The 24,302-nt window shown below is 72.7% G+C and carries 27 protein-coding genes; 15 read left to right on the plus strand and 12 right to left on the minus strand.

Going from position 1 to position 24,302, the window contains the following annotated elements; genetic code table 11:
- Window positions 1-26: 26 nt before the first annotated feature.
- Window positions 27-1,481, minus strand: coding sequence for a glycoside hydrolase family 3 protein (locus KBX26_RS09300; RefSeq protein WP_030331125.1), 1,455 nt, complete (start codon window positions 1,479-1,481; stop codon window positions 27-29).
- A 169-nt stretch (window positions 1,482-1,650) separates the two neighbouring features.
- Between KBX26_RS09300 and KBX26_RS09305 the strand changes: the two genes are divergently transcribed.
- Window positions 1,651-2,826 (plus strand): ROK family transcriptional regulator, encoded by a 1,176-nt coding sequence (locus KBX26_RS09305; protein WP_030331123.1) that lies wholly within the window; start codon window positions 1,651-1,653, stop codon window positions 2,824-2,826.
- A gap of 126 nt (window positions 2,827-2,952) precedes the next feature.
- Here the strand turns inward: KBX26_RS09305 and KBX26_RS09310 are convergent, their stop codons facing one another.
- Both KBX26_RS09310 and KBX26_RS09315 read right to left on the minus strand, forming a co-directional pair.
- Window positions 2,953-3,963, minus strand: a complete 1,011-nt coding sequence (locus KBX26_RS09310) for an ABC transporter permease subunit (RefSeq protein WP_210865182.1) — start codon at window positions 3,961-3,963, stop codon at window positions 2,953-2,955.
- Window positions 3,960-4,958 (minus strand): ABC transporter ATP-binding protein, encoded by a 999-nt coding sequence (locus KBX26_RS09315; protein WP_210865183.1) that lies wholly within the window; start codon window positions 4,956-4,958, stop codon window positions 3,960-3,962. The genes KBX26_RS09310 and KBX26_RS09315 overlap by 4 nt, the downstream gene beginning before the upstream one ends.
- 131 nt (window positions 4,959-5,089) lie before the next feature.
- Here KBX26_RS09315 and KBX26_RS09320 point away from each other — a divergent pair, with 131 nt between their 5' ends.
- Both KBX26_RS09320 and KBX26_RS09325 read left to right on the plus strand, forming a co-directional pair.
- Window positions 5,090-5,932: an ABC transporter ATP-binding protein gene (locus KBX26_RS09320; RefSeq protein ID WP_030331116.1), complete on the plus strand. Its 843-nt coding sequence runs from the start codon at window positions 5,090-5,092 to the stop codon at window positions 5,930-5,932.
- 23 nt (window positions 5,933-5,955) lie between these two features.
- Complete coding sequence (locus tag KBX26_RS09325; RefSeq protein ID WP_210865184.1) at window positions 5,956-6,852, plus strand: ribokinase; 897 nt, start codon at window positions 5,956-5,958, stop codon at window positions 6,850-6,852.
- Window positions 6,853-6,896: 44 nt separating this feature from the next.
- Here KBX26_RS09325 and ftrA read toward each other — a convergent pair whose 3' ends face one another.
- The gene (gene ftrA / locus KBX26_RS09330; RefSeq protein WP_210865185.1) at window positions 6,897-7,925 is read right to left on the minus strand and encodes a transcriptional regulator FtrA; all 1,029 of its coding nucleotides are present in this window, start codon (window positions 7,923-7,925) and stop codon (window positions 6,897-6,899) included.
- A 70-nt stretch (window positions 7,926-7,995) separates the two neighbouring features.
- Here ftrA and KBX26_RS09335 point away from each other — a divergent pair, with 70 nt between their 5' ends.
- Window positions 7,996-8,454, plus strand: coding sequence for a rhodanese-like domain-containing protein (locus KBX26_RS09335; RefSeq protein ID WP_030331110.1), 459 nt, complete (start codon window positions 7,996-7,998; stop codon window positions 8,452-8,454).
- Between the two features lie 24 nt (window positions 8,455-8,478).
- Here the strand turns inward: KBX26_RS09335 and KBX26_RS09340 are convergent, their stop codons facing one another.
- The 3 genes from KBX26_RS09340 to KBX26_RS09350 all read right to left on the minus strand — a co-directional run bounded on the left by KBX26_RS09340 (window position 8,479) and on the right by KBX26_RS09350 (window position 10,538).
- The gene (locus KBX26_RS09340; RefSeq protein ID WP_030331108.1) at window positions 8,479-9,207 is read right to left on the minus strand and encodes a hypothetical protein; all 729 of its coding nucleotides are present in this window, start codon (window positions 9,205-9,207) and stop codon (window positions 8,479-8,481) included.
- 63 nt (window positions 9,208-9,270) lie between these two features.
- Window positions 9,271-9,750, minus strand: a complete 480-nt coding sequence (locus KBX26_RS09345; RefSeq protein ID WP_030331106.1) for a DUF6232 family protein — start codon at window positions 9,748-9,750, stop codon at window positions 9,271-9,273.
- A 308-nt stretch (window positions 9,751-10,058) separates the two neighbouring features.
- Window positions 10,059-10,538, minus strand: a complete 480-nt coding sequence (locus KBX26_RS09350; protein WP_210857846.1) for a DUF6232 family protein — start codon at window positions 10,536-10,538, stop codon at window positions 10,059-10,061.
- A 98-nt stretch (window positions 10,539-10,636) separates the two neighbouring features.
- Here KBX26_RS09350 and KBX26_RS09355 point away from each other — a divergent pair, with 98 nt between their 5' ends.
- A complete protein-coding gene (locus tag KBX26_RS09355; protein WP_210857847.1) occupies window positions 10,637-11,410 on the plus strand; it encodes an enoyl-CoA hydratase/isomerase family protein in 774 nt (257 codons plus the stop codon).
- 82 nt (window positions 11,411-11,492) lie between these two features.
- Window positions 11,493-13,115: an acetolactate synthase gene (locus KBX26_RS09360; protein ID WP_210865186.1), complete on the plus strand. Its 1,623-nt coding sequence runs from the start codon at window positions 11,493-11,495 to the stop codon at window positions 13,113-13,115.
- A gap of 51 nt (window positions 13,116-13,166) precedes the next feature.
- On the opposite strand, the gene KBX26_RS09365 is transcribed toward KBX26_RS09360, so the two are convergent.
- Genes KBX26_RS09365 through KBX26_RS09375 form a run of 3 tightly spaced genes read right to left on the minus strand, consistent with a single transcriptional unit; the run spans window position 13,167 to window position 14,305 of the window.
- Window positions 13,167-13,583 carry a PLD nuclease N-terminal domain-containing protein gene (locus KBX26_RS09365; RefSeq protein ID WP_210865187.1) on the minus strand — a complete coding sequence of 139 codons (417 nt, stop codon included), beginning with the start codon at window positions 13,581-13,583 and terminating at the stop codon, window positions 13,167-13,169.
- A gap of 27 nt (window positions 13,584-13,610) precedes the next feature.
- On the minus strand, window positions 13,611-13,916 hold the full coding sequence (locus KBX26_RS09370) for a DUF202 domain-containing protein (protein WP_210865188.1): 306 nt from the start codon (window positions 13,914-13,916) through the stop codon (window positions 13,611-13,613).
- Entirely contained in the window at window positions 13,913-14,305 is a 393-nt protein-coding gene (locus KBX26_RS09375) for a YidH family protein (RefSeq protein WP_030331099.1), read from the minus strand. Before KBX26_RS09375 ends, KBX26_RS09370 begins: the two co-directional genes overlap by 4 nt.
- Window positions 14,306-14,347: 42 nt before the next feature.
- Between KBX26_RS09375 and KBX26_RS09380 the strand changes: the two genes are divergently transcribed.
- The 4 genes from KBX26_RS09380 (at window position 14,348) to KBX26_RS09395 (ending at window position 17,497) form a co-directional block, all read left to right on the plus strand.
- Window positions 14,348-15,145, plus strand: coding sequence for a GNAT family N-acetyltransferase (locus tag KBX26_RS09380; protein WP_030331097.1), 798 nt, complete (start codon window positions 14,348-14,350; stop codon window positions 15,143-15,145).
- Window positions 15,142-15,555 carry a hypothetical protein gene (locus KBX26_RS09385; protein ID WP_030331095.1) on the plus strand — a complete coding sequence of 138 codons (414 nt, stop codon included), beginning with the start codon at window positions 15,142-15,144 and terminating at the stop codon, window positions 15,553-15,555. The genes KBX26_RS09380 and KBX26_RS09385 overlap by 4 nt, the downstream gene beginning before the upstream one ends.
- 187 nt (window positions 15,556-15,742) lie before the next feature.
- Window positions 15,743-16,522, plus strand: coding sequence for an electron transfer flavoprotein subunit beta/FixA family protein (locus KBX26_RS09390; protein WP_210865189.1), 780 nt, complete (start codon window positions 15,743-15,745; stop codon window positions 16,520-16,522).
- A gap of 15 nt (window positions 16,523-16,537) precedes the next feature.
- On the plus strand, window positions 16,538-17,497 hold the full coding sequence (locus KBX26_RS09395) for an electron transfer flavoprotein subunit alpha/FixB family protein (RefSeq protein ID WP_030331091.1): 960 nt from the start codon (window positions 16,538-16,540) through the stop codon (window positions 17,495-17,497).
- 95 nt (window positions 17,498-17,592) lie between these two features.
- Here the strand turns inward: KBX26_RS09395 and KBX26_RS09400 are convergent, their stop codons facing one another.
- Complete coding sequence (locus KBX26_RS09400) at window positions 17,593-18,390, minus strand: anti-sigma factor (protein WP_210865190.1); 798 nt, start codon at window positions 18,388-18,390, stop codon at window positions 17,593-17,595.
- Window positions 18,344-18,946, minus strand: coding sequence for an RNA polymerase sigma factor (locus KBX26_RS09405; protein ID WP_210865191.1), 603 nt, complete (start codon window positions 18,944-18,946; stop codon window positions 18,344-18,346). The genes KBX26_RS09400 and KBX26_RS09405 overlap by 47 nt, the downstream gene beginning before the upstream one ends.
- A gap of 230 nt (window positions 18,947-19,176) precedes the next feature.
- Here KBX26_RS09405 and KBX26_RS09410 point away from each other — a divergent pair, with 230 nt between their 5' ends.
- The 5 genes from KBX26_RS09410 to KBX26_RS09430 all read left to right on the plus strand — a co-directional run bounded on the left by KBX26_RS09410 (window position 19,177) and on the right by KBX26_RS09430 (window position 24,287).
- Window positions 19,177-20,007 (plus strand): DUF4397 domain-containing protein, encoded by an 831-nt coding sequence (locus KBX26_RS09410; RefSeq protein WP_210865192.1) that lies wholly within the window; start codon window positions 19,177-19,179, stop codon window positions 20,005-20,007.
- On the plus strand, window positions 20,004-20,663 hold the full coding sequence (locus KBX26_RS09415) for a class F sortase (protein ID WP_030331086.1): 660 nt from the start codon (window positions 20,004-20,006) through the stop codon (window positions 20,661-20,663). The genes KBX26_RS09410 and KBX26_RS09415 overlap by 4 nt, the downstream gene beginning before the upstream one ends.
- 107 nt (window positions 20,664-20,770) lie before the next feature.
- Window positions 20,771-21,946, plus strand: coding sequence for a cysteine desulfurase family protein (locus tag KBX26_RS09420; RefSeq protein ID WP_030331085.1), 1,176 nt, complete (start codon window positions 20,771-20,773; stop codon window positions 21,944-21,946).
- 225 nt (window positions 21,947-22,171) lie between these two features.
- A complete protein-coding gene (gene mnmA, locus KBX26_RS09425) occupies window positions 22,172-23,245 on the plus strand; it encodes a tRNA 2-thiouridine(34) synthase MnmA (RefSeq protein ID WP_036412479.1) in 1,074 nt (357 codons plus the stop codon).
- A 37-nt stretch (window positions 23,246-23,282) separates the two neighbouring features.
- On the plus strand, window positions 23,283-24,287 hold the full coding sequence (locus KBX26_RS09430) for a methionine synthase (protein WP_210865193.1): 1,005 nt from the start codon (window positions 23,283-23,285) through the stop codon (window positions 24,285-24,287).
- Window positions 24,288-24,302: the final 15 nt, after the last annotated feature.

The raw sequence follows: 24,302 nt of genomic DNA on the forward strand, positions 1-24,302 counted from the left end.
CGAGCACCGATCGGGGAACGGATGGCTCAGCCGGCCAGGCCGAGCGCCTCGGCGGCAGCGCGACCGTTGGCGTGGCTCGCTCCGTAGGTGGTGACGAAGGCGCGGACGCCCGCTGGCCGCCACTGCGCCGGCCAGCCCATCTCCACCACTGTCACCGGGTGCTGCGCGGCCAGGTCGGCGATCAGCTCCGGGCCGCCGGGCAGCCGGTGCAGGTGTCGCCCGACCAGCACGATGGGACGGTCGCCGGCCAACCCGCGCAGCGTGGCCGGGTCGGTCTCGGTGGCGATCACCCGGATTTCCGGCACCCCGTCCAGGTGCGGACCGAGGCCCCACGGCACCCGGCCCTCGGCGATCGTCGACTCGGTGTGCAGTTGCACCACCAGTGCCTGGTCCAGGCCGGTGAGCAGGCCGTCCACCCGGATCGCCCGGCGCGCCGCCGCGTACCCCAGGTCGGCGTCCTCGGTGCCCGGCGACCCGCTGGCGGCCCGGGTCCAGGCGGCGAGATCGGCGGCGCGACCGGCGGCCTCCTCGACCCGGGCCATCGCGAGCCGGCCGTCGGCGAGCGCGTCGACGATCTCGGCGGCCACCCGTTCGACCAGCTCGGCGTCGACCCGCGCGCCGATGCAGAGCAGGTCGGCGCCCGCGCTCAGGGCCCGGACCGCGGCCGGCCCGACGCCGCCGGCGGCCACCGCGGCCCCCTTCATCTCCAGCGCGTCGGTGATGACGGTGCCGGTGAAGCCGTACTCGGTGCGCAGCAGGTCGACCAGGACGGCGCGGCTGAAGGTGGCCGGGTCGGCGCCGGTGAGTGCCGGCACCCGGATGTGCGCGGTCATCACGGCGCGAGCGCCGGCGGCGACGACGGCCGCGAACGGCGGTAGGTCCCGCTGGCGGAGCAGGCTCAGCGCGGCGTCCACGGTGGGCAGCTCGTGGTGGGAGTCCTTGACGGTGGCGCCGTGCCCGGGGAAGTGTTTGGCGCAGGCGGCCACGCCGGCGGCCTGCAACCCGGTCACGGCGGCGGCCGAGTGGGCGGCCACCCGCACCGGATCCGCGCCGAAGGACCGGGTGCCGATCACCGGGTTGTCGTCGGCGGTGTTGACGTCGACTGTGGGGGCGAGGTTGACGGTGATGCCGAGCGCGGCCAGTTCGGCGCCGATCGCCTGGTAGACCCGCCGGGTGAGTGCCACGTCGCCGATCGCACCGAGGGCGGCGTTGCCGGGGTACGGGCTGCCGGTGGCGTGCGCCAGCCGGGTCACGTCGCCGCCTTCCTCGTCGATGGCGATCAGCGCGTCCGGCCGACCGGCGCGCAGCGCGGCGGTGCTCGCCGCCACCTGGGCGGGGTCGTGCACGTTGGTCCCGAACAGGGTGTGCCCAGCCAGGCCGTCGGCCAGCAGGTCGACCGCCCAGTCCGGCGGGACCGGTCCCGGGTACGCGGCGAGGAGCGTGCCCAGCGCCAGCCGGCGCAGTCCTGGATCCAACCCCACGTGATCTTCCCCCTTCGGTGTCCCGCGGGTACGAAACGTCGTACCGGTGGTGGTCCTGGCCCTACCGACTTGGCCGAGCGTCCCACCGCCGGGTGGCCGTTACGCTACGGCTACCCGTTCGCAGGTTGGTTTACAGTTAGCAAAGTTTACTAAAACTAGAGGACGTGTCATGAGTGCGACCCGGCTGCCCGGCACCCCCCGCCTGTTGCGGGCGCTCAACGACCGTGCCGCACTGGAGCTGCTCCTTGAGCGCGGCCCGCTGACCCGGGCTCGACTCGGCGAGCTGACCGGGCTGTCGAAGGTCACCGCCTCGCAACTGGTCGAGCGGCTGGAGGAGCGCGGCCTCGTGGCGCGGGTCGGCGAGCAGGCCGGCGGGCGCGGGCCGAACGCCCAGCTCTACGCCGTCCGCCCGGGCAGCGCGCACGTGGTTGGCGTGGACGTCGGGCCGGACCGGGTGGTGGCCGCGTGCGCCGACATCACCGGTGCCGTCATCGGCCGGGTGGAACAGTCGACCCGGGACACCGACGACCCGGTGGGCGTGGTGCACAACGCCGTCGTGCAGGCGGCGAGCAGCGCCCAGGCGCAGCTGAGCAGCGTACGACGCATCGTGCTCGGCACGCCGGGCCTGGTCGACCCCGGCACCGGCGACATCACCTTCGCCTTCAACCTGCCCCGCTGGCACAGCGGCCTGCTCGCCGCGCTGCGGGACGACCTGCACACGCCGGTGGTCTTCGAGAACGACGTCAACCTGGCCGCGGTGGCCGAGGCGCAGTCCGGCGCGGCCCAGGGGCTGGCGGACTTCGTGCTGGTCTGGGTGGGTGCCGGCGTCGGCCTGGCGATCATGCTGGGCGGGCGGTTGCACCACGGCAGCAGCGGTGCGGCCGGCGAGATCGGCTACCTGCCGGTGCCCGGCGCACCCATCCCGCGCGATGTCTCCCGGCGCGCCAAGCCGGCCTTCCAGCAGCTGGTCGGCGCGGACTCGGTGCGCGCGGTGGCCGCCGAGCACGGCTACCCGGACGCCGACGCCGCCGAGGCGGTCCGCGCGGCCGTCGCGGCCGGCGCCGACGGCGGCCCGATGCTCGACGAACTGGCCCGCCGGCTCGCGCTCGGCGTGGCCAGCACCTGCGTGGTGCTGGACCCACCGCTCGTCGTGCTCGCCGGCGAGGTGGGCCAGGCCGGTGGGGCGGCCCTCGCCGACCGGGTGCAGCAGGAGGTCGCCGCGATCACCCTGGTCCAGCCGCGGGTGGTGCCGACCGGGCTGACCGAGGAGCCGATCCTGCACGGCGCGCTGCGCACCGCCCTGGACGCGGTGCGCGACGAGGTGTTCGGCTCCACCGTCGGCTGAGCGCGCTGCGGCGGTCATGTGAAGGAATATTTCACCGCGCCTCGGTGAGTCGCAAGCCCTTGCCGCGTACCGGGCTGTCCCGGTGCGCCGGGCCGCCCATCGCGGGACGGGCGGCCCGGCGCGGCGTCAGATCAGGTCGCGGCGACGGAACACGGCGAACGCCAGCACGGTCAGCCCGCCGGTCAACGCGACCAGCACCAGCAGCGCCGGGCCCCAGGTCAGGGTGTAGAGGCCCGAGCAGTAGCCGGTGCCCGCGGTGGCGGCACAGAGCTGCGGGTCGAAGAACCGTGACTCGCCGCTGAGCCACGCCCCGATGTAGCTGGAGAGCATCAATCGGTCCGGCCGTCGGGCGTCGATGATCTGCAGCACCAGACGGCCGCCCAACTCCCACACCACCGCGTACGCCGCCACCGCCCCCAGCGCCGCCGACGTGTGCCGACCCAGCGTGGCGATCGCGAAGCCGAGCGCGGAGGCCAGCAACACCAGCACCATGCCCCGGCCGTGCACCGCGCCGAGCGAACCCCAGAAGTCACCGTCCAACCGGCCCGGCAACCCGGCGCTCTGCCCGATCACCCAGAAGGCGGCGAGGTAGACCACCGACGCCAACAGGGACAGGGCCAGCACCGAACCCAGCAGGGTGCCCAACTTGGCCGCGAGCACCGTCAACCGGCGCGGTCGCCAGAGCAGGAGATTCACCACGCCGCCCGAGTTCAGATCCGCGCCGATGTAGGAGGCGCCGACCAGGAAGCCGAACAGCACCAGGAACGCGATCAGGAAATAGAGCAGCGACTCGGCCTGCTCGGCGAAGCTGAACACCCCCGGCAGGAAGTCGGCGGCGATCGGCAGCCGTTCCTGCCGGACCGGATCGAGATCCGCGCAGTCGGCGAAGTACTCGCTCGTGTCGGTCGGCGACCTTTCCTGCAGGCGGGCCAGGCACTCCTGGTGCGTGGTCTCCATGCTCCGACGCGCGTCGACGGCCTGCTGCCGCGCCGAGTTCAGTTCACTGGCGGTCGGCTTGTGCGAGCCAGCCAGCGTGGTCGCCGCCGTGACGGCGAACGCGAAGACCAACAGGACGACCATGAGCTGCACGAAGCGGCGCGCGGACAGCCGCTCCAACTCGGCACGAACCAGGTTCACGCGTCCACTCCCCGATCGAGATCGATAACAGCGCCGTCGCGCGGCGGCGACGAGTCGTCGACCTGCCGCGGCACCGACGAAGGCCCGTACGCGCCCGTCAGCTCCAGGAAGACGCTCTCCAGATCCGGCCGCAGCGGCGTCAGCTCGCCCACCCACAGCCCCTGCTCGCCGAGCACCCGGCTGACCACCGTCGGGTCACCCACCCCGCTCACCACCAGCGCCTCGCCGTCGACGACCGCCGTCAGGCCGGCCGCGTGCAGCAGCTCGACGGCCCGCTCCGGCTCGGCCACCCGCACCAGGAACTCATGCCGGTCGTGACCCGCCAGCACCTCGTCCACCCGGCCGGCCGCCACCCGACGTCCCCGCGAAATGATCGTGACGTGGTCGCAGATCAGCTGGATCTCGCCCAGGATGTGACTGGACACCAGCACCGTCACACCGTTGGCCGCCAGCGATCGCATCAGGTCCCGCATCTCCCGGATGCCCGCCGGGTCCAGCCCGTTCGCCGGCTCGTCCAGGATGAGCAACCGCGGGTCCTTCAACAGCGCGGACGCCACCGCCAGGCGCTGCTTCATGCCCAGCGAGTAGCTCTTCACCCGATCATCGCCCCGGTCGTGCAGACCCACCAGATCCAGCACCTGGTCGACCCGCGAGACCGGCACCCCGCCGGCCCGGGCCAACAGCCGCAGGGTGCGGTGACCGGTGAAGTTGCCGAAGAACTGCGGGCTCTCCACGATGGCCCCGACCTGGCCCGCCACCCGGGGCAGCAGCTCCGGCGACGGTTCACCCAACACGGTCATCCGCCCGCTGTCGGCGCGTACCAGCCCGAGCAGGGCGCGCAGGGTGGTGGTCTTGCCCGAGCCGTTGGGGCCCAGGAACCCGTGCACCTGGCCCGCCTCCACCAGCAGGTCGAAGCCGTCCACCGCCACCCGTCGGCCGTTGCGCAGGCTGTGGAAGGTCTTGCGCAGACCCTCGATCTCGATGACCGCGCTCATCCGCGTGGCTCCGTACGTCGACGGGGCATGGGCCGTCCTTCAGACTTGGTGATCAACGACACGGTGCCTCACCCTATGGCCGAGGCGCCGCCCATGGGGGGCGCCTGGGCGCTGCGTGGTTGGATGGTGTGGTGACTGGTGACCTGATCCCCGGCGCTGCCGGTGCCGCGCCTGCCGCCGCTCTCGTGGACCCGGATCTGGTGGTCAGCCTCGACGGCGTCGGCGTACGCCGCTCTGGCACCGCCCTCCTGCAGGACCTGACCTGGCGTGTCGAACTGGACGAGCGGTGGGTGGTGCTCGGCTCCAACGGCGCGGGCAAGACCACACTGCTCAACCTCGCCGCCGGCCGGCTGCACCCCACCACGGGTGTCGCGCACGTGCTCGGCGAGCGGATCGGCCGCACCGACGTCAACGAGCTGCGTACCCGGATCGGGCTCACCACCGCCGCGGTCGCCGAGCGACTGCCCGCCGACGAGCGGGTCAGCGACGTGGTGGTGACCGCCGCCTGGTCGGTGGTCGGCCGCTGGCGGGAGAACTACGACCGCGGCGACGAGGCGCGGGCGCGGTCACTGCTGAGTCAACTCGGCGTCGGCGGCCTCGCCGAGCGCCGCTACGGCACCCTCTCCGAGGGTGAGCGCAAGCGGGTGCAGATCGCCCGGGCCCTGATGACCGACCCGGAGCTGCTGCTGCTCGACGAGCCCGCCGCCGGGCTGGACCTGGGCGGTCGGGAAGACCTGGTCGCGCGGCTGGCCGAGCTGGCGTACGACCCGGACGCCCCGGCGATGGTGCTGGTCACTCACCATGTCGAGGAGATCCCGCCCGGGTTCACCCACGCGCTGCTGCTGCGTGAGGGTGGGGTGGTCGCCCAGGGCCTGCTCGCCGACACGCTGACCGGTGACAACCTGTCCAAGACCTTCGGGCTGCCGCTGGTGGTCGAGCGGTCCGGCGACCGCTTCACGGCCCGCGCCGCCTGAGCGCCGGACCGGCGGAGACGATCGTGCCGCAGACCCGGGTCGCCGTGGTGGGCAGCGCCAACATGGACCTGGTCGCGATGGCACCCGCGCTGCCGCGACCGGGCGAGACCATGCTCGGCACCGACTTCGTGATGGTGCCCGGCGGCAAGGGTGCCAACCAGGCGGTGGCCGCGGTCCGGGCCGGCGCCTCCTGTGCCTTCCTCGGCGCGATCGGCTCGGACGCCTTCGGCGTCACCCTCAAGGCCCGCATCACCGCGGCCGGCGTGGACACCAGTCAGCTGCGCGTGGTCTACGGCGCCTCCGGAGTGGCGCTGGTGATGGTCAACGCCCAGGGGGAGAACGCCATCGTGGTCACCCCGGGCGCCAACGACGCCCTGCTCGGTCTCACCGAGGAGGAGCTGACCACGGTGCGCGCGGCGGACGTCCTCGTCGCCCAACTGGAGATCCCGGTGCAGACCGTGACCGCCGCCGCGGTGGCCGCCCGCGACGCCGGCACCACTGTCATCCTGAACGCCGCACCCGCACGGGACCTCCCGCCCGAGCTGCTCGCCGCGGTGGACCTGCTGGTCGTCAACGAGGGCGAGGCGCAGGCGCTCGCCGGTCGTGGCCGGGAGGAGCCCCGGGCGCTGCTCGACCTGACCCCTCGGGCCGTGCTCACTCTCGGCGATGCGGGCGCCTGGTACGTCGACCGGGACGGCACCGAGGTGCACATGCCGGCGGTACCCGTCGACGTGGTCGACTCCACCGCCGCCGGTGACGCGTTCACCGCCGCGCTGGCCGTCGGCTGGGGCGAGGGGCGGGACGTGGTCGACGCGGTGCGCTGGGCATCGGCGGCCGGTGCCGCGTGCGTCCGCAAGCTCGGCGCGTCGGTGGCGCTACCGCAACGTGCCGAGATCGACGAGCTGTACGCGTCGGTCTGACCGCGTCGCCCGCCCCGCCGCGTCGGTCTGACCGCGTCGGCGCGTCAGGCCCGCTGGCCAGCGCCGGTGCGGAAGGCCCGACGGTACGCCGTCGGTGAGGTCAGCATGGACCGACCGAAGTGGTGGCGGTAGGTGACCGGGGTGTCGAAGCCGACCGCCCGGGCGACCTGCTCGACAGCGAGGTCCGTCTCCTCCAGCATTGCCAGGCTGGCGCGGATCCGCTGGTCGATCAGCCAGCGGATCGGGCTGGTCCCGGTGGCTCGGGTGAAGTGCCGCAGGTAGGTGCGGGACGACATGTGCGCTTGCGCGGCGAGCTGGGCCACGGTCAGTGGTTCGCCGAGGTGGGCCAGCGCCCAGTCGATGCTGCCGGCGATCCGGTCGTCGTCCGGGTCGGTGGGCACCGGAGCCTCGACGAACTGGGCCTGCCCACCGTCGCGGTGCGGCGGGATGACCAGCCGTCGGGCGACCGCGTTGGCGATCGCCGCACCGTGGTCGCCCCAGATCACGTGCAGGCACAGGTCCAGCCCGGCCGCGCTGCCGGCACTGGTGAGCAGGTCGCCGTCGTCGAGGTAGAGCACGTCCGGGTCCACCTCGACCCGTGGGTAACGCCGCGCCAGCAGCTCCGCGTACCGCCAGTGGGTGGTGGCCCGCCGGCCGTCCAGCAGCCCGGCACCCGCCAGCGCGAACGCGCCGGAGCAGATCGACATGATGCGGGCGCCACGACGGTGGGCCTGACGCAGCGCGGTCACCAGTTCGGGGGAGGGGTCGGCGGTCACGTCCGCCACGCCGGGCACGATCACCGTCCGGGCCGCCGCCAGCTCGGCCAGGCCGTACGGCGTGTGCAGGCTCGCGCCGCCGACCACCGGCAGCGGTCCCGGTTGCTCGGCGCAGAGCACCAGGTCGTACCAGTCGACGTCGAACTCGGGCCGGGCCAGCCCGAACACCTCGGTGACGATGCCGGTCTCGAACACCGACATCCCCGGGTACGCGAGCACGGCGACCCGGTGCGCGGCTGCCGGGCGTCGGGGAGTCGGCAGTGGGCGGGAGCCGGTGGTGGTGGCCGGGATCGGCATGGCGGGATGTTAGCGCAGGACGTCGTCCGCGCCACTCGTCGCGGACACCCGTACTGGCGAGGATCGGTGCATGACCTTCACCTTCGCCGTTGCGCCGGCCGAACCGGCCACCGCCGCCGCCCACTTCCGCGCCCGACTCAGCGTCGAGACCGACGTCAGCGACGTGCACGCCGACCTGTCGGCGGGTACGCCTGCCCTGGTGGTGGTCGACTCCCGGGGCGCGGCCGCCTGGACCCAGGGGCACCTGCCGGGCGCGGTGCACCTGCCCACCGCCGAGATCGCGGCCCGGGCGGCGGAGCTGATCCCGCCCGGCTCGGCGGTGGTCACCTACTGCTGGGGTCCGGGCTGCAACGGGGCGACCCGGGCGGCGCTGGAGTTCGCGGTGCTCGGCTACCCGGTCAAGGAGATGCTCGGCGGGTTCGAGTACTGGGTGCGGGAGGGGCTGCCGGTGGTGACGGAGACCGGGCTGACCCGGCGCCCGGTCGACGACCTGACCGCCCCCACCGCGACGATCACCTGCGACTGCTGACCCCCGGCGCGGGCGGTCGAGGGCTCAGCCGGCGGGCTCGTCGGCAAGCTTCTCGCCGCGTCGGCGCAGCATGCCCAGCCCGGGGATGCCGGCCACGGCGAGCTTCAGGTCGCGGGTCACGTCGAGCAGGTCGTGCAGGTCGGGCCCGACCCGGTCCAGGGTGGCCAGTATCGGCAGGATGTCGGCCGTCAGGTGCTCCTTGAGCTTGGGCAGCTCGTCGATCAGGTGGATCGCCGCGGTGATCTCCTCGTGACTGAGCTGCTCGACGAAGCGCTCGGTCATCGGTGCGGCCCGGCGCAGCGCCGGCTCGTACGCCGTCATCAGCTCGGCCGCCGTGGCGGCGGCCTCCGCCGCGGTGCCCACGGTGACGGCGGCCCGGCCGGCCACCCCGTCTGCCTTGGCGATCACGGTGGCGGCGGTCCGGGAGACCCGGTCGGCGTCGGCGACCACGTCGGCGGCGGCGGTGGCCACGGTGGTGGCGGTGTCGATGGCGGTGGTCGCGGCGGCGCTGATGACGGCCACCTCACGGACCGCCGCCTCGGCGTCGGTGAGCACCTGGTCGGTCCGGTCCAGGGTCGTCTCGATGCGGTCGACCACGCCGTTGATCCGGGCCAGCAGAGCTTCCACCCCGTCCAGCACCGCGAACGCGCGGGTGGGCACGGCGGCGAACGAGGCGGCCGAGCCGAGCGCCTGGTCGAGAGCGGAGCGGGTCAGGCCGACCACGGCGGACGGGGTGGGGAGGGGAATCGCCATGGGATCAAGTGTGCGTCGGCCGCACCACAACCGCCCGACGAGATTGCCGGCGGCGGGTGGTCGTCAGTGGTCGCCCTGCTGTTCGACGGCACGCTGCACGGCCCGGTAGATCTGCCCGAACCGTAGCGCGTCCGGGGTGCGCACCAGCAGGTCCTCCCGGCCGTGGTGCTGCACCCACAGCTCGTGCACGTGGCTGCCGCGCTCGTAGGAGCGGTCCAGCCAGCCCAACGGGATCTCCAGGAACGGCAGCAACGCCAGCGCCCCCACCGCGCAGGCGGCGAGGATGATCAGCGCGAGCTGCCAGTTGCCCCGGTCCTGTGCCGACCAGGCCAGTGACAGCACGCAGACCACGGCGACCAGCGGCGGCAGCGAGAGCAGCAGGACCAGGACACCGCGACCCAGCACCCGGCCGCGTACGGCCAGGGTTTTCTGCCCCCGGGCGTGCCAGACGAACGTCACGTCGGACAGGGCGATCACGTGACCGCCGGCCCGGATCGACTCGGAGGTCACCTGCACCGCGTCGTCCCGGTAATAGAGGGTCATCACTAAGCCTAACCACCGACGGGCAACCCTCGCCTCGTCTGTCCCATCCTGAGCGCGCCGGGAACGCGGGGTGGTGCGGTCGTCCTTTGGAGCTGAATCGCCTACGACATCAGGGCGGTGTCCCGCCGGTCGAGAACCCCGGTCGAAGCGGCCTCCCCCGCCTGATTCGTTTGCGACATCAACTCCAAAGGCTCCCGCAGCGGCACCTCTCCCGCGCTGACGACGGGTCGGGGATGGATCGACCATGCGCCCGCTGACGGTCGAAGGCGGACCCCGCTCGATCAGGCACTGTCGGAGATCAGGCGCTCCTAGCGGCGGATGCCGGGGCGGGCGGGTTGGCTGTGCTCGACCGCGCGCTGCACCGCCCGGTAGATCTGCCCGAAGCGCAGCGCGTCACCGGTGCGCAGCAGCCGCACCGGCTGACCTCGCCAGCGGGCCCAGATCTCCAGTTGCCGGCTGCCCCGGGCGTACGAGCGGTCCAGGTGTTCGAAGAGGAAGTCGGCGACCGGCCCCACCGCCAACCCGACTAGGACCGACGCGCCGACGATCGCGATCGTCACTGTGGGTGAGCGGTGCAACCAGACGGCCACGCCGATGCCGAGCACCGCCGCGACAAGTGGGCCGGCGAGCGCGGCGCCGATGGCACCCCGCCCCACCAGCACGCGCCAGGATCGGGTGCCACGGCGATGCCAGATCATGGTGATGTCGGCCAGCGCGTAACTGCGACCGTCGACGCGGACGCCGGTGGAGGTGACCTGCACCGATCTGTCGTCGTAGTACGTGACCATCGTTGAACTCCCGCCCACGGGGCTGACACCACACTACTTACCCAAACGACCCGGGTCGTAAGGTTGGCACGCGACTTCGACGAGGAAGTGAGGGCAGCGTGGGCGAGTTCGTTCGGCTGGAGACCACTGACGGCATCGGCACGATCCGGCTGGAGCGGCCGCCGATGAACGCGCTCAACACGCAGGTGCAGGAGGAGTTGCGCGCCGCCGCCACGGCCGCCACCGCCGACCCCGAGGTCCGCGCCGTCATCGTGTACGGCGGGGAGAAGGTCTTCGCCGCCGGCGCGGACATCAAGCAGATGGCCGAGATGTCCTACGTGGACATGGCCGAGCGGGCCGCGAACCTGTCCAGCGCCCTCGGCGCGATCGCCCGGATCCCCAAGCCGGTGGTCGCCGCGATCACCGGGTACGCCCTCGGTGGCGGTTGTGAGCTGGCGTTGGCCTGTGACTGGCGGGTCGTCGCCGAGGACGCCAAGCTCGGCCAGCCGGAGATCAAGCTGGGCATCATCCCGGGGGCGGGCGGCACCCAGCGGCTGGCCCGCCTGGTCGGCCCGGCCCGCGCCAAGGACCTGATCATGTCGGGGCGGATGGTGGACGCGCAGGAGGCACTGCGGATCGGCCTGGCCGACCGGGTCGTCCCGGCCGCCGAGGTGTACGACACGGCCGTCGCGTTGATCACCCCGTACCTGACCGGGCCGGTGCAGGCGCTGCGCGCCGCGAAGCTGGCTGTCGACGGCGGCCTGGACATGGATCTGAACTCGGGCCTGGCCTGGGAGAGTCAGCTGTTCGCGGCGCTGTTCGCCACCGACGACCGGCGGGAGGGCATGGCGGCCTTCGTCGAGAAGCGCAAGCCGGACTTCACCGGCCGCTGACGATTAGCCGAGAACGGTTCACATTGCTCCTACCGGCCAGTAGCGTGGGGCCTCGGTCACCAGGGACGAAGGGGAGCGGCGAATGACGGAGCGGATCGAGGGTCACGGCGGCGAGTTGGCGCTCGCGGCACTACGCGCGCACGGCGTACGGGAGATGTTCACGCTGTCCGGTGGGCACGTCTTCCCGCTCTACGACGCCGCGTACAAGATCGACTTCCCGATCTACGACGTCCGGCACGAGCAGTCAGCGGTCTTCGCCGCCGAGGCGGTGGCCAAGCTCCAGCGCCGCCCCGGTCTCGCCGTGCTCACCGCCGGGCCCGGTGTCACCAACGGCATCTCCGGCATGACCAGCGCCTTCTTCAACGCCTCACCGGTGCTGGTGCTCGGCGGCCGGGCACCCGCGTTCCGCTGGGGCTCCGGCAGCCTCCAGGAGATGGACCACCTGCCGCTGGTCGCGCCGGTCACCAAGCACGCCGAGACGGTGTTCAGCACCGACGACATCCCGCGCGCGGTGGGCGCGGCGCTGCACGCCGCGCTCACCCCGCACCGCGGCCCGGCCTTCCTCGACTTTCCGCTGGAGACGGTCTTCTCGGTCGCCGACGTCGAACTGCCCAGCGTGACGGGCGTCGACCCGATCGCGCCGGACCCGGAGGAGGTCGGCCGCGCCGCGCTGCTCATCGCCGGGGCGCAGCGGCCGGTCATCATCGCCGGCTCCGACGTGTACGCGGGGGACGCCGTCGCTGCCCTGCGCGAGGCCGCCGAGGCGTTGCAGGTGCCGGTGTTCACCAACGGCATGGGTCGCGGTTCGCTGCCGCCCGAGCACCCGCTCGCCTTCGCCAAGGCCCGCCGGGCCGCGCTCTCCGGCGCCGACGTGGTCGTGGTGGTGGGCACTCCACTGGACTTCCGGCTCAGCTTCGGTGACTTCGGTGACGCCAAGGTGGTGCACATCGTCGACGCCCCCAGCCAGCGGGCGACGCACGTGCAGCCGGCCGTTGCCCCCGCCGGCGACCTGCGCCTGATCCTCTCCGCGCTGGCCGACCACAGCGGCGACCGGGCCGACCACACCGACTGGATCGCCGACCTGCGCGTCGCCGAGGACGCGGCGAAGGCCCGCGACGCCGCCGAGATGGCCGCCGAGACCGACCCGATCCGCCCCGCCCGGATCTACGGCGAGCTGCGTCGGGTGCTGGCCCCGGACGCGATCACCATCGGCGACGGCGGCGACTTCGTGTCGTACGCGGGCCGGTATCTGGAGCCGGCCCAGCCCGGCACCTGGCTGGACCCGGGCCCGTACGGCTGCCTGGGCACCGGCATGGGTTACGCGATGGGGGCGCGGGTCAGTCACCCGGACCGGCAGATCTGCGTGCTGATGGGCGACGGCGCGGCCGGCTTCTCGCTGATGGACGTCGAGTCGTTGGTCCGCCAGAAGCTGCCGGTGGTGATCGTCGTCGGCAACAACGGCATCTGGGGGCTGGAGAAGCACCCGATGCGGGCCATGTACGGCTACGACGTGGCCGCCGACCTCCAGCCGGAGCTGCGCTACGACACGGTGGTCAGCGCGCTCGGCGGAGCGGGGGAGACGGTCGCCAAGGCGGCCGACCTGGGCCCGGCGCTCCAGCGCGCGTTCGACTCCGGAGTGCCGTACCTGGTGAACGTGCTCACCGACCCGACCGACGCGTACCCCCGGTCGTCGAACCTGGCCTGAGTCGGACCCGCCGCCGCCGCCGTCGCTCGCGCGCCGGCGGCGGCGGCGCGTTCACACCTCCGGTCGGTCACCCTCACGCGGCGGATCACCGTCGCGGCGGCGCAGGTCGTCCTCGCGCCGCCGCAGGTCTTCCTCCCAGCGGCGGAAGAGCTCCTGGTCCTGCTGCTGGGCGCGTTCCTCGACGGAGCGCAGAAACTCCGGGTCGTCGTCGGGGGCCACCGGCCGGGGGCGCTGCCGCTGGGCGCCGCCGGTGCCGCCCGGCCAGCCCGCGCGGGCACCGGGGCTGGGCGTGCGGCCGGCGATGAACCAGGCGATCGAGCCGACCAGCGGGAAGAACAAGATGATCAGCACCCACGCGATCCGGGGCAGGGCCCGGATCTGGCCCTCCTCGGCGGAGAGACAGCTGATCAGCGCGCAGACCGCGAGGACGATCTGCACCAGGAAGAGAAGTACGCCAAGCCGGGCCATGCACCCATCATGGCTCACCGGATCCCGTCACCACAGTCCGCGCAGCACCAGCAGCACTCCCAGTAACGCGAGCACCACTGTGCCCGCCGTGACCAGGGGAAGTGTCCGGCCGCCGGTGCGGGCCGGACCGGTGCCGGTGCCGCGGGGCCAGCAGAGCACCAGCAGGGCGCCCCACACCAGCACGGTCCCGCCACCGAGCACCGCGCCGGTCGGGTCGCCGGTCGACGCCAGCCGGACGGCGAGCGCGGTCACCACCGTCACAGTGAGCAGGGTCCGCCGCCAGGCCAGCCGGGTCCGCTCCGGTTGCAGCCCCGGGTCGCGTCCGGTGCTCACCGACCGCCGACCGCCCGCATCAGGACGGCGACCACCAGCAGTAACGCGCCGCCGCCGACGGCGAGGGCCAGGATGGCGGGGAACCGGGACGCGGGCAGTTCCTCACCGAGCCGGATGGCCCGTTCGGTACGCGCCCAGTGGTCCACCGCGCGGATCGCGACCGCCGCGCCGAGCAGCAGCAACGCCACCGCGATCACCTCGCGCAGGTGGCTCATCGGCAGGGTGGGCAGGAACTGGGCGGCGGCCAACCCGCCACCGACCAGCGCCAACCCGGTGCGCAGCCAGGCGAGGAAGGTCCGTTCGTTGGCCAGTGAGAAGCGGTAGTCGGGCGTCTCGCCGACCGAGCCCAGCTCGGCCGGGTCGAACCAGCGCCTGATCACCTCCCACACAGTGGGAGAATATCCGCTTCCCAACCGGCTTAGCCTGGGTCGGTGACTGATCTCGACGTACAGACCCTGCGCGACGCCTACGACAACCAGCTCCGCCCGGAGATCCCCGACCCGGTTCCGGCCGGGGTGACGGTGGAGCGGGACGGGCCGTTGGTCCGGATCATCGGGCTCGACGCCGGTGGCTTCCTCACCTACCGCGACCTGGGCGGGTTGACCGGCGACGCGTTGGACGAGCTGATCTCCCGGCAGGTGCGGCTGTTCCGTGAGCGCGGCCAGTCGGTCGAGTGGAAACTCAACGAACACGACGAACCGGCGGACCTGCCCGACCGCCTGCGCGCCGCCGGCTTCGTGCCGGAGGACCGGGAGACCGTCGTGGTCGGTCCGGTCGCGCCGCTGGCCGCCGCGCTTCCTGTCGTTCCCGAGGGGGTACGCCTGCGTGAGGTGACCGACCGGGAGGACCTGGAGCGGATCGCCGCCATGGAAGAGGAGGTCTGGCAGGCGGACCGCTCACACCTGGTGTGGGGGCTGGCCAAGGAGATCGACGCCGACCCGAACTCGATCACCGTGGTGGTGGCCGAGGCGGACGAGACGGTGGTGAGCGCCGGTTGGGTGCGGTTCCCGACGAACACCGGTTTCGCCACGCTGTGGGGTGGCTCAACACTGCCGCAGTGGCGGCGCAAGGGCATCTACCGGGCGCTGGTCAACTACCGGGCGCGGCTCGCCGAGCAGCGGGGCCGGACGCTCATGCAGGTCGACTGTTCCGAGGACAGCCGACCGATCCTCCAGCGGCTCGGCCTCGTCCCGGTCACCACCACCACCCCGTACGTCTACACTCCGTGATCATGGAGCAGCGGTTGACGGACGAGGAGCGGCTGACCCTCAAGACCGGTGCCTTCGGCGCCGTCTTCCTGGTCTCCAACGCCGATCCCGGTGTCGTGGGGGTGATCCGGGAGAGCATCGCCGCGTCCGGCGCGCTGGCCGACGCCAGTGGGACTGTCAAGGAGGCGCTGACCACCGGCCCGTTGCCGCGACTTCCCCGGGACTCGCAGCTGGAGATCGAGTCGGTGGTGCTGCCGGCGCTGGGGCGGGCGGTGCGGATTCTGCGCGACAAGTCCCCGCAGGACGTGGACGCGTACCGGGCGCTGGTGTTGGCCGCGGCGGATCGGGTGGCCCGGGCGCACGACGGGGTGGCGCCTACCGAGGCGGCGGCCATTGACCAGATCCGGGCCGCGTTGGCCGAGCCAGCCTGATCGCCGGCCGGTCGGTGAGCTGTGTCACCCTGAGTGCTGCGGGGGCGCAACCTACTGGCAGGTAACATTGCGCCGTGGGCAACTGCACAGCCGCCCTCGGTTGACCTGGCGTCGACCGACGCGCGACGCTGCGCCCCAGACCGGGCGAGCGAATCGCAACACCACACAGGAGGGTCGTCGAAGCGCGATGAACATCGTCGTACTCGTCAAGCAGGTGCCTGATTCGGGCGCGGACCGCAACCTGCGCAATGACGACAACACCGTCGACCGCGGTTCGGCGAACAACGTGATCAACGAGATGGACGAGTACGCCATCGAGGAGGCGCTGAAGATCAAGGAGGCGCACGGCGGCGAGGTCACCATCCTGACCATGGGTCCGGACCGGGCGACCGAGTCGATCCGCAAGGCGCTCTCCATGGGCCCGGACAAGGCCGTGCACGTGCTGGACGACGCCCTGCACGGCTCGTGCGCCGTCGCCACCTCGAAGGTGCTCGCCGCCGCGCTCGGTCAGCTCGGCGCCGACCTGGTCATCTGCGGTGCCGAGTCCACCGACGGTCGGGTCCAGGTCATGCCGCACATGATCGCCGAGCGGCTGGGTGTCGCGGCGCTCACCGGTGCCCGCAAGCTCACCGTCGACGGCGCGACGCTGACCGTCGAGCGGCAGACCGAGGAGGGCTACGAGGTGGTCACCGCCTCCACCCCGGCCGTGGTCTCCGTCTGGGACACCATCAACGAGCCGCGCTACCCGTCCTTCAAGGGCATCATGGCCGCCAAGAAGAAGCCGGTGCAGACGCTCTCGCTGGCCGACCTCGGGGTCGCTGCCGACGAGGTGGGCTTCGACGGCGCCACCAGCGCCGTCGTCGAGCACACCAAGCGCCCCCCGCGCTCCGGCGGCGCGAAGATCACTGATGAGGGCGAGGGCGGCGTCAAGCTGGTCGAGTTCCTCGCCACCGAGAAGTTCGTGTGAGAGGGGGGTTCTGACATGTCTGAGGTTCTCGTCGTCGTCGAAGCCACCAAGGAATTCGGCGTCAAGAAGGTCACCCTGGAAATGCTCACCCTCGCGCGTGAGCTGGGCACCCCGAGCGCCGTGGTGCTCGGCGGCGCCGGCGCCGCCGAGGCGCTGAGCGGCAAGCTGGGCGAGTACGGCGCGGAGAAGATCTACGCCGCCGAGGGTGACGAGATCGACGGCTACCTGGTGGCCCCCAAGGCGACGGTGCTGGCCGAGCTGGTCAAGCGGGTGCAACCGGCCGCCGTTCTGCTGGCCTCCGCCCAGGAGGGCAAGGAGATCGCCGCCCGGCTCGCCGTCAAGCTCGACAACGGCATCCTGACCGACGTGGTCGGCCTGGACGCCGACGGCACCGCGACGCAGATCGCCTTCGCCGGCTCCACCATCGTCAAGTCCAAGGTCACCAAGGGCCTGCCGCTGGTCACCGTCCGGCCCAACTCGGTCACCCCCGCCCCGGCGGCGGCCACTCCGGCGATCGAGCAGCTCAGCGTATCGGTCACCGACACCGACAAGCTGGCCACCGTCGTCGAGCGGGTCGCCGAGCAGAAGGGCTCCCGCCCCGAGCTGACCGAGGCTGGCGTGGTCGTCTCCGGCGGCCGGGGCGTCGGCAACGCCGACAACTTCAAGCTGGTCGAGGAGCTTGCCGACCTGCTCGGTGGCGCGGTCGGCGCGTCCCGGGCGGCCGTCGACTCCGGCTTCTACCCGCACCAGTTCCAGGTGGGCCAGACCGGCAAGACGGTCTCCCCGCAGCTCTACATCGCCCTCGGCATCTCCGGCGCCATCCAGCACCGGGCCGGCATGCAGACCTCGAAGACCATCGTCGCTGTCAACAAGGACGGCGAGGCACCGATCTTCGAGCTGGCCGACTTCGGTGTGGTGGGCGACCTGTTCAAGATCGTCCCGCAGGCCGCGGAGGAGATCCGCAAGCGCAAGTAACTCAGCGACAACAGCAGTGGCCGCCCGTGCGAACGGGCGGCCACTGCCGTGTGGGGAGCTGATCGGCGGGCCGGGGAGCTGAGCCGGCCCACCGATCAGCCCGTCAGGGTGCCCCTCAACAGGCTGTCGCCGGAGTGGCGGGTGTTGTTGTCGTACTGCTCGGCGGAGACGTCGACCACCGAGTAGCTCTTGAGGTCGACATTCGGCGGCAGGGGAAGCAACGCATCCGAGCCGCCCCCCAGGGTGCCGACCGAGAACATCTCCATCGTCGTCGGATTGATGAGCCAGACCTCGTAGTACCCCGGGACGCTCGGGAGATTCGCCACATGCAGATGTAGTTGGCCGTCCTGGAGAACCCGCGCGTCACCAGTGGCCGCCGGGGGCGTCGCCCCGTACGCCGCCAGCGGCGCGCTCGCCACCACCGCCTGCGGCGGGGTCGGAGCCGGGTCGTCCGGGCGCAGCACGGAGGCCGTGCCCACCACACCCACCGCCGCGGCGGCGACAGCGGTCACCGCTACCGACGCCCAACGGGACCAGCCGCGGCCCCGGCGGGGCCGGTCGGTCGGAGCCAGGCGGGTGACGGTGGCGGTGCTCGGCTCGGCCGTCGTGCCGTTCGGCTGCTCGGGCAGCACGTGCTGGCGCCGGGAGTCGGGGAGCGACGGCAGTGTCTCCGCCGCTCTGACCTCCGCAACGATGCCCTGCCAGATGTGCTCCGGTGGGTCGGGCAGGTCGCCGAGACCCTGCGTCTCCGCGCCGAGGCCGGCCACCTGCTGAAGCGTCTCCATCTCCCGCCGGCAGTGCGCGCAGCTGCCGAGGTGGGTGCTCTCGCCGTTGTCCGCCTCGCTCTCACCGAGCGCCAGAAAGACCAGCCGGTCGTGGTCCAGGTGCTGCACCGTCCACCTCCCATCTGCGTTTCAAGCTCGCCATACCGCGTCGGATGTGACTCTTCACGGTGCCCAACGGCACACCTGTCATCGCCGCTATCTGCTGGTGTGTCAGGTCGTCGTAGAACGCCAACTCCAGCATGCGCCGTTGGTCGTCCGGAAGTTGGGCCAGCTCATCGGCGATGACCAGCCGGTCCACCACCCGGTCCGGGTCCGGGCCGGTCTGCGCCGGCTCGGGCAGCTGCCGGACCGTCTCCACGACCCGCGTCTCCCGGGCCGAGGCCCGCATCCGGTCGATCACCTTGCGCCGGCCGATGCCGAGCAGCCAGCCGATCAGCGACCCCTTGGCGGGATCGAAGGTGTCCCTTCCCAGCCAGGCGGCGACGAAAGTCGCCTGGGTCACGTCCTCGGCGTCGGCGCGGTTGGCCAGCATGGTGGTGGCCAGGTGCAGCACGGCACGGCCGTAACGGTCGTAGGCCTCGCGCAGCGCCGCCTCGTCGCCAGCACGGAACCGGAGGGCTGTGTCGTCCACCGGGGGGTCTGGATTCTCGGGTGGCGCCGTCATCAGGCGGCTCGCCTTCGATGGGGCATACCCGACTGTAGCCGCCACAGCCCCCGCCCCACTTTCCCGGTCGATGTCATCTCACCTGCTCTTCGTCCCCCGACCCGGAAACGGATGCGGGTGACGCCGGAAAAGAAAAGTTCGTCCGGGGCGCATCCGTCCGTCGCGGAGCCGGCGTAACCCGTTCTGCAAGCCAGGCCTGACGAATCAGCAGTAATCACCAGGAGGCAGACATGCAGCTCTCGTACTTCCGTCGGGTCGCCGCGGGCGGCGCCGTCGCCGCGCTGGCCTTCGCCGGCGTCGGCGCGTTAACCGCCACCCCCGCGTACGCCGCCACGTCGAAGGTCTCCGTCGTGCACGGCATCCCGGACACCCCCGTCGACGTCTACGTCAACGGCGAGAAGACGCTCGACAACTTCAAGCCCGGCGACGTCGCCGGCCCGCTGAACCTGGAGGAGGGCGACTACGACATCGCGCTCACCAAGCCGGGCGAGCCGATCGGCAGCGCGATCCTCAAGGTCGACAACGCCGCGGTGCCGGGCGGGGCGAACATCAGCATCGCCGCGCACCTCGACGCCGCCGGCCAGCCGAAGATCACCCCGTTCGTGAACGACGTCTCGAAGGTCGACGCCGGCAAGGCCCGGCTGATCGTCCGGCACACCGCCGCCGCCCCGGCGGTCGACGTCCGCGCCGGTGGCACCCCGGTCTTCGAGGACCTCACCAACCCGAACGAGGCCAAGGGCGACGTCGACGCGGGCAACGTGAAGGCGGACGTGGTGCTGGCCGGCACCGACACCGTGGCCATCGGCCCGGCCGACCTCAACCTCAAGGAGGGCACCGCCACGATCGTCTACGCGATCGGCTCCGCCGAGGGCAAGACCCTCGACGTGGTGGCGCAGACCATCACCGGTCTGCACTCCTCCCCGGGCGGCGTGCCCAGCGGTGACGGCGGCCAGGCCGGCACCGGCGTGAACACCTGGTGGTACGCGCTGACCGGCGCCGGCGTACTCCTGCTGCTCGGTGGTGGGGTGCGGATGGCCACCGCGCGGACCGGCCGCAAGTGACGGTGCGCAACCGCGGCGCGCTGGCGGCCCTGGCCGCCGGCGTTGCCGCGCTCACCGTCGCCACCCTGGTGGCGTGCGGCTCCCAGCCGGCCGAGGACGTGGGCGCCGACGAGGCGGCCCAGCTCGCCACCGCCACCCCGTCGGCCGCCGGGACCGAGGGCCCTTCGGTCCCGGTGACCACCGGGGAGCTGCCGGCCGGGGCGGAGACCGTCAAGCCGGTCCGGCTGGCCATCCCGGCGATCGACGTCAAGGCCACGATCAACGCGGTGGGCATCAACAAGCGGACCAACGAGTTCGAGGTGCCGCCGAGCGTCGACGAGATCGGCTGGTACCGGTACGGTCCCGGCCTGGAGGCGGACGCCGGCTCGATCGTCATCGCCGGTCACGTGGACAGCGCCCAGCAGGGCAAGGGCGCGTTCTTCCGGCTGCGGGAGCTCGACCAGGGCGACACCCTGACCGCGACCGGCAGCGACGGCAAGGCCCGTGAGTACCGGGTCGTGGCCCGGGAGGAGTACGACAAGACCAAGATTCCGTTGGACCGCTACTTCGCCCGGGACGGCAAGCCGCGGCTGACCCTGATCACCTGCGGTGGGCCGTTCGACGCCAAGGCCCGCAAGTACCGCGACAACATCGTCGTCACCGCGGTGCCCGCCTGAGCGGGTACGCAGGCGACCGGCCGGGGTGGGGATCCCCACCCCGGCCGTTGCGCGGGAGGCCCCTCCGGCCTCCGCGTCCCGACCACACGGCCGTAGGCTGAACGGTGATGGCATACCTGGATCACGCGGCGACGACTCCGATGCTCGACGAGGCACTGGAGGCGTACGTCGCCACCGCCCGCGAGGTCGGCAACGCGTCCTCCCTGCACGCGGCGGGTCGCCGTGCCCGCCGCCGGGTCGAGGAGTCCCGCGAGCGGGTCGCCGCCGTTCTCGGTGCCCGGCCGTCCGAAGTGATCTTCACGGGTGGCGGGACGGAGAGCGACAACCTGGCGGTCAAGGGCATCTTCTGGGCCCGCCGGGACGCCTCCCCGGACCGTCGCCGAGTGGTCTCCAGCGCCGTCGAGCACCACGCCGTGCTGGACGCGGTCGACTGGATGGTCGAGCACGAGGGCGCCGAGGTCGGCCTGCTGCCGGTGGACGACGCCGGGCGACTGCACCCGGAGACCCTGCGCGCCGAGCTGGCCGCGTACGCCGACCGCGTCGCCGTGGTCACCGCCATGTGGGCGAACAACGAGGTGGGCACGGTTCAGCCGGTGACCGAGCTGGCCGCCGTGGCCGCCGAGTACGGTGTGCCGTTCCACACCGACGCCATCCAGGCGGTCGGTCAGGTGCCCGTCGACTTCGCCGCCAGCGGGGTCGCCGCGCTGACCGTCACCGGCCACAAGCTGGGCGGCCCGACCGGCGTGGGTGCTCTCCTGCTCGCCCGGGACGTACCGGCGACGCCGCTGCTGCACGGTGGCGGTCAGGAGCGCGACATCCGTTCCGGCACGCTGGACACGGCCGGCATCGTCGCCTTCGCCGTCGCCGTGGAGGCGGCGGTGAAGGGCCAGCAGGAGTACGCGGCCCGGGTCGCCGCGCTCCGCGACGACCTGATCGAACGGGTCCGCCGGGCGGTGCCCGAGGTGATCTACAACGGCGATCCGGCCGACCGGCTGCCCGGCAACGCGCACTTCTCCTTCCCCGGCTGCGAGGGCGACGCCCTGCTGCTGCTGCTCGACGCGCAGGGCATCGCCTGCTCGACGGGCTCGGCCTGCTCCGCCGGGGTGGCCCAGCCCTCGCACGTGCTGCTCGCGATGGGCGCCGACGACGACCGCGCCCGCTCCTCGCTGCGCTTCACCCTGGGCCACACGAGCACCCAGGCCGACATCGACGCCCTCATCGCGGCCCTCCCGGCGGCGGTCGACCGAGCCCGCCGAGCCGCCGCCCTCCGCACCCCCCGCTAACCCCCCCCCGGCCCTCGCCCTCCCCGCTCCGCCCCTTCGCCCGCGCGATCTTGCACTTTCGGTTGTCGGTTCGCGTCTGATGTGGCATATGTCGCAGCAGAAAGTGCAAGATCGGCGCGGGCGAAGGGGCGGGGGTGACTGCGCGGGCTGGTGGGTGGGGTTTTCGGGGGTGGTGGATAGGGTTGTCGTGGGGGAACGGGTGGGGACGGGAAAGGGAGTGCGTCGGTGAGGGTTCTGGCGGCGATGTCGGGTGGGGTTGACTCGGCCGTGGCGGCGGCGCGGGCGGTGGCGGCCGGGCACGACGTGACCGGCGTGCACCTGGCGCTGGCCCGCAACCCACAGACCTATCGGACCGGGGCGCGCGGCTGCTGCACCCTGGAGGATTCCCGGGACGCCCGACGGGCGGCCGACGTGATCGGTATCCCGTTCTACGTGTGGGACATGGCCGACCGCTTCCACGAGGACGTGGTCGACGACTTCGTCGCCGAGTACGCCGCCGGTCGTACCCCGAACCCCTGCCTGCGCTGCAACGAGAAGATCAAGTTCGCGGCGGTGCTGGACCGGGCGGTGGCCCTGGGCTTCGACGCGGTGGTGACCGGGCACCACGCCCGCCTCGGTGCGGACGGGCTGCTGCGGCGCAGCGTCGACCTGGCCAAGGACCAGTCGTACGTGCTCGCCGTGCTCACCCGCGAGCAGCTCGACCGGTCGATCTTCCCGCTCGGTGACTCGACCAAGGCGCAGGTCCGCGCGGAGGCCGCCGAGCGTGGCCTGGCGGTGGCCGACAAGCCGGACTCGCACGACATCTGCTTCATCGCCGACGGGGACACCCGCGGCTTCCTGGCCGGTCGCCTCGGTGAGGCGCCCGGCGACGTGGTGGACGCCACCACCGGCGCCGTCGTCGGCAGCCACAGCGGCGCGTACGCGTACACGGTGGGGCAGCGTCGCGGGCTGCACCTGGACCGGCCCGCCCCGGACGGCCGACCGCGCTACGTGCTCTCCATCACCCCGAAGACCAACACGGTGACGGTCGGGCCGGCCGAGGCGCTGGAGGTGTCCGACGTGCACGCCGTCCGTCCGGTCTGGACCGGCGGCGCGCGTCCGGACGCGCCGGTCGAGTGCGAGGTGCAGTTGCGCGCGCACGGCGACGTGGTGCCGGCGACCGTCGCCCTCGACGGTGACCGGCTGCACGCCGAGCTGCGCCGACCGGTACGCGGCGTCGCCGCCGGTCAGGCCGTGGTGGCGTACCGGCCGGACCCGGCCGGCGACGTGGTCCTCGGCTCCGCGACCATCACCGGCTGACCGCACGGCCTGGGCGTTCGCGGGATAGCCTTCGCCCGTGACAGATCAGGCGTGGCAATGGCCGGCCGGCGCGGCAACCGGAATTGGTTCGCTGCCCGGCACCGACATCGGCGAGGCTCAGCGGGTGGTCCTCGGTGAGCTTCCCGAGCTGCCCCACCTGCCCGAGTTGCCGGCCCGTGGCCCCGGAGCGGACATGATCGGCCGATCCGCCGGGCTGCTCGTCGAGCTGCCCGTCGAGGTGTACGCGGGGCGGTGGCGGGTCGCCCCACGCCCGGGCCGCGACCTGCGCCGGGCCCGTGACCTGATGGAACGCGACCTGGACCAGCTCGCCGAGCAGGCCGAGGGGTACGCCGGGCCGCTCAAGGTGCAGGCCGCCGGCCCGCTCACGCTGGCCGCCTCCCTGGAGCTGCCGATCGGTGGCCGGCTGTTGCGCGATCCCGGCGCGGTCCGCGACCTCACCGGCTCCCTCGCCGAGGGGCTGCGCGCGCACGTCGCGGCGGTCGCCCGCCGGCTGCCCCAGGCGTCGGTGCTGCTGCAACTGGACGAACCGTCACTGCCGACCGTGCTGGCCGGCCGGGTGCCGACCGAGAGTGGGTTGGGCGCGTACCGGGCGGTCGAGTCGGTGGACGCCGCCGCCCTGCTGCGCACCGTCGTCGAGGCGGTCGGCGTGCCGACGCTGGTGCACAGCTGCGCCCCGGACGTGCCGTTGGAGCTGATCCGCTCGACCGGTGCCGTCGCTGTCGCCCTCGACCTGGACCTGGTCACCGACCTCGACCCGCTGGGCGAGGCACTCGACGCAGGCCTCGGGTTGTTGGCCGGGGCCGCGCCGACCCGGCCGCCGTCGGGCGGTGGCGCGCCGACCTCCGCCCAGATCGCCGACCGGGTACGCCAACTCTGGGACCGCCTCGGTTTTCCCCGTCGGCAACTCGCCGAGCAGGTGGTGGTCACCCCGGCCTGTGGCCTCGCCGGCGCGACCCCGCAGTACGCCCGGGCCGTGCTCGCCGCGTGCCGGGACGCCGGCCGGCGCCTCGCCGAAGCCTGAGGTTTCCTGTCGTAC

Origin of the sequence: Micromonospora sp. C97 (assembly GCF_018070385.1) — a bacterium.
In the GTDB taxonomy this organism is placed as follows: Bacteria; Actinomycetota; Actinomycetes; order Mycobacteriales; family Micromonosporaceae; genus Micromonospora; species Micromonospora parva.